Source organism: Sphingopyxis sp. (assembly GCF_016463645.1).
In the GTDB taxonomy this organism is placed as follows: Bacteria; Pseudomonadota; Alphaproteobacteria; order Sphingomonadales; family Sphingomonadaceae; genus Sphingopyxis.
In genome coordinates this window covers 1-7,766 of sequence record NZ_JAEMQX010000156.1, presented here as the reverse complement: position 1 = coordinate 7,766, position 7,766 = coordinate 1, and the positions used below count along the sequence as shown (strand labels likewise).

Here is a 7,766-nt window from a genome sequence, read left to right as displayed (position 1 = left end):
GCGCGGTCGCTCTCGATCGTCTGGTCGGCGGTGCGCAGCCGCCGCGCGAGCTGCTGCATCAGCGACCAGGTGAATTCGGGATGGCTCGCGGCAAAATCCTTCAGCGCGTTGCGCCCGAGCTGGAGCGCGCTGCCCGCGCTCGTCGCGGTCACCGATGCGGTGCGTTCGCCGCCGTCGAGCAGCGCGATCTCGCCGAGTACCGCGCCGGGTTCGGCATAGGCGAGCACGATCTCGCGTCCGCCCGAGGTCAGCATCGACACGCGCGCGGTGCCTTCGGTCAGGATCAGCATCATGTCGCCAGGATCGCCCTGGACGAGCAATTCCTTGCCCTTGACGAAATTCACCTGCACCGCGCGGCGCGCGATTTCAGCCCAATCCTCGACCGAAAGCCCGGAAAAGATGCTGTCGGGACCCTGCAACTCGGCGAGTTTCGCGTGATCCATGCCCCTACACCCCTTCTTGTCCGGCCTAGACCAGCCGGCTCTGCTTTACCGCCGCCTCGATGAAACCCGCGAACAGCGGATGCGGGTCGAACGGCTTCGACTTGAGTTCCGGGTGGAACTGCACGCCGATAAACCACGGATGGTCCGGGCGCTCAACGATTTCCGGCAGCATGCCGTCGGGCGACATGCCCGAAAAGACGAGTCCGCCCTTTTCAAGCCGCTCGCGATAGGCGTTATTGACCTCGTAGCGGTGACGGTGGCGCTCGCTGATGTCGTTCGCGCCATAGACGCTCGCGACATGACTGTTCGGCGACAGCTTCGCCTCATAGGCGCCCAGCCGCATCGTGCCGCCGAGGTCGGTGTCGGCCCCGCGCTTCTGCAGCCCCTCGTCGCTCATCCATTCGGTGATCATGCCGACGACGGGCTCGTCGGTCGGACCGAATTCGGTGCTCGATGCGTCGGCGATGCCGCTCGTGTTCCGCGCGCCCTCGATGCACGCCATCTGCATGCCGAGGCAGATGCCGAAAAAGGGCACACCCCGTTCGCGCGCGAAACGCACGCTCGAAATCTTGCCTTCGGACCCGCGCTCGCCGAAGCCGCCGGGGACGAGAATGCCGTGCATCGGCTCGAGATTGGCGGCGAGATCCTCGTCCTTCTCGAACATTTCGGCATCGAGCCAGCGGATATTGACCTTGACCCGGTGCGCCATGCCGCCGTGGACAAGCGCCTCGTTGAGCGATTTATAGGCATCGGGAAGCGACACATATTTGCCGACGACGCCGATCGTGACCTCGCCCTCGGGGTGCTGCTTGCGGTCCATGATGTCGTACCAGGCCGACAGGTCGGGCGCGGGCGCGTCGTGGATGCCGAAAGCGCGCAGCACTTCGGCGTCGAGCCCTTCGCCATGATATTGGACCGGCACCGAATAGATGCTGTCGGCGTCGAGCGCCGGGATCACCGCTTCCTTGCGGACGTTGCAGAAAAGCGCGATTTTCGCGCGCTCGGTCTCGGGCAACGGCTTCTCGCAGCGGCAGAGCAGGATATCGGGCTGGACGCCCAGCGAGGCGAGTTCGCGCACGCTGTGCTGCGTCGGCTTGGTCTTCAGTTCGCCCGCGGCGGCGATGTACGGCACCAGCGTGACATGGACCGAGATCGCGTTCTCGCGTCCTTCCTCATTCTTGAGCTGGCGGATCGCCTCGATGAAGGGCAGCGATTCGATGTCGCCGACGGTGCCGCCGATCTCGCACAGCACGAAGTCGAGGTCGTCGGTTTCGGCGCGCGCGAATTCCTTGATCGCGTCGGTGACGTGCGGGACGACCTGTACCGTCGCGCCGAGATAGTCGCCGCGGCGTTCCTTGGCGATGATGCCCTGATAGATGCGGCCCGAGGTGACATTGTCGCTCTGCCGCGCCGCGACGCCGGTGAAGCGCTCGTAATGGCCAAGATCGAGGTCGGTCTCGGCCCCGTCGTCGGTCACATAGACCTCGCCGTGCTGATAGGGCGACATCGTGCCCGGGTCGACGTTCAGATAGGGATCGAATTTCCGGATGCGGACACGATAGCCACGCGCCTGCAACAGGGCTGCGAGGCTCGCCGCCATCAAACCCTTGCCAAGCGAGGAGACCACGCCGCCGGTGATAAAAATGAACCGCGCCATGGGAGGAAAGACTTACTCAACGGGAGGGGGACGGCGCAAGCCGTCGAATCGCATCCGGCGGAAATTATTTCCGCCGGGCGGGCTGGATGGAGGCCGAAGCCGCCGGTTATTTCTTGGCGGGGGGCGCCTGCGCCGGAGCCGGAGCGGCTTCCTGGCTCGCTGCAGCCGCCGCCGCGGCGGCCAGCGGATCGTCGCTGGCCGGCGCGGGCGCGGCGTTGGCGGGCGCCTGCTGCGCCGGGCCGGTCAGCGACGAGGTCGGCGCCGCGCCGCTCGCCGGCTGCGCCGTCTTCGACAGCGAGGTATCGATCGTCGAACCGCTGCGACCGACCGAAGCCATCGCGGCAAGGACGATCGACAGCGCAACGAACGCCGTCGCGAGGATCGTCGTCGCGCGGGTCATGAAATCCGCCGCGCCGCGCGCCGAAAGCAGGCCCGCGGGGCTGCCGCCGACGCCCAGACCGCCACCTTCCGACTTCTGCATCAGGATGACGCCGATCATCGTCGCGGCAACGAGCGCCTGGACGACAAGCAGGAAGGTGAAAAGGCTGGACATCATATTTTCCCGAACTCGCACGGCCTCACACGGACCGCGCCCGCGGCGCACATAGAGACGAAGCGGCTTCGCTTCAACCCATAGGATCAGCCGCCGGGGATCAGCCGGACGCCGCACCCGCGGCGATGATCGGCACGAACTTGGCCGCCGTCAGGCTCGCACCGCCGACGAGCGCCCCGTCGACGTCGCCCGTGCCGAGCAGTTCGGCGGCGTTTTCGCCATTCACCGAGCCGCCATAGAGAATGCGCATCCTGTCGGCCGCATCGCCGAACCGCCCGGCCAGCGCGCCGCGGATCGCGCCGTGCATCGCCGCGACATCGGCCACGGTGGGAACGAGCCCCGTCCCGATTGCCCAGATCGGCTCATAGGCGATGGCAAGGCGCTGCGGATCGAAATCATCGGGCACCGAGCCTGCGATCTGGGCGAGGACAAAATCGATCGCCCCGCCCGATTCGCGCACTTCGCGCGGTTCGCCGACGCAGAGGATCACCGACAGGCCCGCAGCGAGCCCCGCTCCGGCCTTGGCGCGAACATCGGCGTCGCTTTCGCCGAAACCCTCGCGCCGCTCGCTGTGTCCGACGATCACGAGCTCCGCGCCGATGTCGGCGAGCATCGGCGCCGCGACCGATCCGGTGAACGCGCCCGATTCTGCGCTATGGCAATCCTGTCCGCCGATCGCCCTGCCCGGCGCGGCGGCGACCATCGCGCCGATCAGCGTGAAGGGCGGACAGATCGCGACATCGACCCCGGCATGATCGTCCGCTGCGGCAAAGATCGCCTGCGCCTCGCCGACCGCGCCCGAAAGCCCGTTCATCTTCCAGTTGCCGACCACAAATTTGCGTCGCGTCATGTGCCGCCTCTCCCTTCGTTCGAACCTTTGCGCCGCCCTAGCTGCGCACCGGCAGGATGCGCAAGCCGGGTCGGCAGGCACCAAAAGCCCCTTTCCAGCCTTGATGCGGCACCGCCTCGCGCCTAAAGCAGCGCGCAATTGCGCTCGACTGCGCCCCTGCCGGAAAGAATGCCCGCTTCATGATCACCGCCATCCGCGCCATGTTTTCCTCGACGATCGGCAAATTTCTTGCCCTCGGCTTCGTCCTCCTCGTCGGCCTTGCCTTTGCCTTGGGTGACGTCACCGGCAATTCCAGCTTCGGCGGGCTCGGCGGCGCCAATGTCGCCAAGGTGGGCAGCGAGCAAATCGGCGTCGGCGAACTGCGCGAACGCGCCCGCCAGGCCTATAATCAGGCGCGGCAGCAACAGCCGGGGCTGACGATGACCGCCTTCGTCGAATCGGGCGGGCTCGATCAGGTGCTCGATCAACTCGTCGAAGGATCGGCCTTCGACCAGTTCGCGACCGAAATGGGCTTCGGCGTCAGCAAGCGGCTGATCGACGGCCGCATCGCCGACCTGCCTGCCTTCGCCGGCGTCTCGGGCAAGTTCGACCAGAAGGTATTCGAGAATTTCCTGCGCCAGAACGGGCTTACCGAAACGCAGCTCCGCCGCGACCTGCGCCAGCAATTGCTGATCGAACAGCTGGCAGCGCCGATCGCGATGATGCCGCGTATCGCGCAGGGCATGGCGCAGCCCTATGCCGCGCTGCTGATGGAACAGCGCCGCGGGCAGGCGACCTTCATCCCGGCAAGTCCCTTCGCACCTACCGCCGATCCGGGCGATGCGGCGCTGCAGACCTTCCTGTCGCAGAACAAGGCGAGGTTCACGGTACCCGAACGCCGGGTGATCCAGTATGCGCTGTTCGATCGCAGTTCGGTGCCGGTTCCCGCGGTTACCGACGCCGAAATCGCGAAGGTGTACAAGGATAATGCCGCGCAGTTCGCCGCGAGCGAGACGCGCCGCTTTTCACAGGTGATCGTCCCCGATCAGGCGGCGGCGAATGCCCTCGCCGCCAAGGTCCGCGGCGGTGCCTCGCTCGCTGCCGCGGCACAGGCGGCCGGCCTCTCGGCTTCGACCACCGGCGACCTCACCCAGTCGGCCTATGCGGCCACGACGACCGCCGCCGCCGCCAGGACTGCCTTTGCGGCGAAGCGCGGCGACCTGATCGGCCCGACGCAGACCGGCCTCGGCTGGGCCGTTGCGCGTGTCGAGGACGTCACGGCAAAGCCAGCGCGCAGCCTCGCCGATGCGACCCCCGAAATCCGCACCGAACTCGCCAAGAACAAGGCGAACGAAGCCATCGTCGACTATTACAACAAGCTTCAGGACGCCGTGAACAGCGGCGCGTCGGTCGAGGAAATCGCCGCCGACCGCAAGCTTCAGTTGCTCGAAACCCCCGCGATCCTGCCGAGCGGCCGTTCGCCCGCGCAGCCCGCCTTTGTCCCGGCGCCCGAACTCGCCCCGCTCGTCGCGCAGGCTTTCCAGGCCGCCGGCGAAGGCGAAGGCCATATCGCGACACTCGTCGAGAACGAGAAGTTCGCGGTCTATGCAGTCAAGTCGATCGTCGCCGCGGCGCCGCCGCCCTTCGCCCAGATTCGCGGCGATCTGCTCGGCGAATGGCGCTTCGCCGAGGGGCAGAAGGTCGCCCGCGACAAGGCGCGCGCGATCGTGAAATCGGTTGAAGGCGGCAAGAGCCTCAACGACGCCGTCGCGGCTGCGGGCCCGAATATCGGGAACGTCCAGACGATCGGTGGCCGCCGCGCCGAACTCGGTGCGGGCGGCAAGCCCGTTCCGCCCGAACTCGCGCTGCTTTTCTCGATGGCCAAGGACAGCGTCAAGACGCTCGAAATTCCGGGCAATCGCGGCTGGATGGTGATCGCGCTGAACGAGGTGCAGCGTCCCGACCCGAAGGCGATCGAGCCGCAACGCGTCGCCGCGATCGCCCAGCCGCTCGCCCCTGCCTTCGGCAACGAACTCATCGAGCAGCTCGCCGCCGAAGCGAAGCGCCGCGTCGGGGTGACGATCAACAAGAAGCTCGTCGACCAGTTGCGCGCCGAGCTGACCGGCAACTCGCCGGTCGCCGAATAAGTCCGGGGATGTCGCTCGAAGGCAGGGCCACGGCGCTCGAGGCGCTGGCGCAGGGGCGCGGCGCGGTCGTCTGGCAGCGGCTGATCGCCGATGTCGAAACCCCGGTTTCGGCGGCGCTCAAGCTGATCGAGCCGGGGCGTGGCGACTGGGTGCTCGAATCGGTCGAAAGCGGCGAGACGCGCGGGCGCTACAGCCTGCTCGGGCTCGATCCCGATCTGATGTTCGAGGTCACCGGCGATACCGCGCGGATCAACCGCGACTGGCGTCGCGACCGCACGGCATTCCAGCCGCTCGAGGCCGGCGCGCTGCAAGCGCTGCGCGACCTTGTCGCCGAATGCCGCTTCGACGTGCCCGAGGGGCTGCCCAAGGCACTCGCGACGCTCGTCGGTTTTTTCGCCTATGAAACGATCGGCCTCGTCGAGCGCATCCCGCGCGCGCGCGGCGCCGGGCTCGGCCTGCCCGACATGATCTTCGTGCGCCCGACGGTCATCCTCGTCTTCGACCGTCTCGCCGACGAACTTTTCCTGATCGCGCCGATCTGGCCCGATGCCGGCGCCCCGATCGACCGGATGATCGACGAGGCGCAGGAGCGGCTCGAAACCGTCGCCGCGCGGCTGTCGAGCGTCAGTGCGCACAGCGACCGTGCGACGACCGGCGCGCTGCCCGCCGACATCGCCGCGAACCCCGCGACGACGCCCGCGCACTTCGCGTCGATGGTCGCGACCGCCAAGGACTATATCGCCGCGGGCGACATCTTTCAGGTCGTGCTGTCGCAACGCTTCTCGACCCCCTTCGACCTGCCGCCCTTCGATCTCTATCGCGCGCTCCGCCGCATCAATCCTTCGCCCTTCCTCTATTTCCTCGACCTCCCCGGCTTCGCGCTGATCGGTTCGTCGCCCGAGATCCTTGTCCGCGTCCGCGACGGCGAAATCACGATCCGGCCCATCGCCGGCACCCGTCCGCGCGGCCGCACCAGCGCCGAGGATGTCGAGAACCGCGAAAGCCTGCTCGCCGATCCCAAGGAACGCGCCGAACATCTGATGCTGCTCGACCTCGGCCGCAACGACGTCGGTCGCGCCGCGATCGGGGGTTCGGTCACTGTGACCGACAGCTACACCGTCGAATTCTACAGCCATGTCATGCATATCGTCTCGAACGTTATCGGCCGCATCGCGCCCGACAAGGACGCGATCGATGCGCTCTTCGCAGGTTTTCCGGCAGGCACGGTCAGCGGCGCGCCCAAGGTCCGCGCGTGTCAGATCATCGCCGAACTCGAAGCAGACGCGCGCGGGCCTTATGCGGGCGGCGTCGGCTATTTCGCTCCCGACGGCAATATGGACAGCTGCATCGTCCTGCGCACCGCGATCGTGAAAGATGGCGAAATGCACGTCCAGGCCGGCGCGGGCATCGTCGCCGACAGCGATCCCGCCTATGAACAGCGCGAATGCGAGGCCAAGGCGGGCGCTTTGTTTGCTGCCGCGCGCGAAGCGGTAAGACTGGCAGGAGCGCCGGGCTACGGGCAGTAACAGCCAGGCTTGGCAAGCCGATAGTTCCTAATGCTTTCCCCATCGCGCCAAAAACGTTAGGGCCGCCGCCATGATCCTCGTCATCGACAATTATGACAGCTTCACCTTCAATCTCGTTCATTATCTGATCGAGCTGGGGGTCGACGTCCGTGTCGAGCGCAACGACGCACTGACCGCCGCAGACGCGCTCGCGACCGGCGCCGACGCGATTCTGATCTCGCCCGGCCCGTGCACGCCGAATGAAGCGGGTATCAGCCTCGACCTCGTCGCCGCCTGCGCCGACGCGCGCCGCCCGCTGCTGGGCGTATGCCTTGGCCATCAGGCGATCGGCCAGCATTTCGGCGGCACCGTCCAGCGCGGACATCTGATGCACGGCAAGACCTCGCCCGTCTGCCACGACGATAGCGGGCTCTACGCGGGCCTTCCCTCGCCTTTTCAGGCGACGCGCTATCACAGCCTCGAAGTCGTCGATATTCCCCCCGATCTCGTCATCAACGCAACAAGCGACGACGGCGCGGTCATGGGCTTCCGTCACGTTGACCTGCCAATCCACGGCGTCCAGTTCCACCCCGAAAGCATCGCGACCGAACATGGCCACGCGATGCTCGCCA

Annotated in this window: 7 protein-coding genes; 3 read left to right on the top strand and 4 right to left on the bottom strand. The window is 66.9% G+C overall.

Annotation, left to right across the window (positions count from 1 at the left end):
* From JHC57_RS19865 to tpiA, 4 genes are all read right to left on the bottom strand, one after another.
* Positions 1-443: Crp/Fnr family transcriptional regulator (locus JHC57_RS19865; protein ID WP_294032325.1), on the bottom strand; the 443-nt coding region annotated here is incomplete at its 3' end.
* A gap of 25 nt (positions 444-468) precedes the next feature.
* Positions 469-2,100 (bottom strand): CTP synthase, encoded by a 1,632-nt coding sequence (locus JHC57_RS19860; protein WP_294032324.1) that lies wholly within the window; start codon positions 2,098-2,100, stop codon positions 469-471.
* A 106-nt stretch (positions 2,101-2,206) separates the two neighbouring features.
* Positions 2,207-2,656 carry a preprotein translocase subunit SecG gene (gene secG / locus JHC57_RS19855; protein ID WP_294032323.1) on the bottom strand — a complete coding sequence of 150 codons (450 nt, stop codon included), beginning with the start codon at positions 2,654-2,656 and terminating at the stop codon, positions 2,207-2,209.
* A 97-nt stretch (positions 2,657-2,753) separates the two neighbouring features.
* The gene (gene tpiA / locus JHC57_RS19850; RefSeq protein WP_294032322.1) at positions 2,754-3,503 is read right to left on the bottom strand and encodes a triose-phosphate isomerase; all 750 of its coding nucleotides are present in this window, start codon (positions 3,501-3,503) and stop codon (positions 2,754-2,756) included.
* Between the two features lie 179 nt (positions 3,504-3,682).
* Here tpiA and JHC57_RS19845 point away from each other — a divergent pair, with 179 nt between their 5' ends.
* The 3 genes from JHC57_RS19845 to JHC57_RS19835 form a co-directional block, all read left to right on the top strand.
* Complete coding sequence (locus tag JHC57_RS19845; protein WP_294032321.1) at positions 3,683-5,629, top strand: peptidylprolyl isomerase; 1,947 nt, start codon at positions 3,683-3,685, stop codon at positions 5,627-5,629.
* Between the two features lie 8 nt (positions 5,630-5,637).
* Positions 5,638-7,155, top strand: a complete 1,518-nt coding sequence (locus JHC57_RS19840; protein ID WP_294032320.1) for a chorismate-binding protein — start codon at positions 5,638-5,640, stop codon at positions 7,153-7,155.
* A 70-nt stretch (positions 7,156-7,225) separates the two neighbouring features.
* Positions 7,226-7,766 (top strand): aminodeoxychorismate/anthranilate synthase component II (locus JHC57_RS19835; RefSeq protein ID WP_294032319.1); only part of this gene is annotated, 541 nt, incomplete at its 3' end.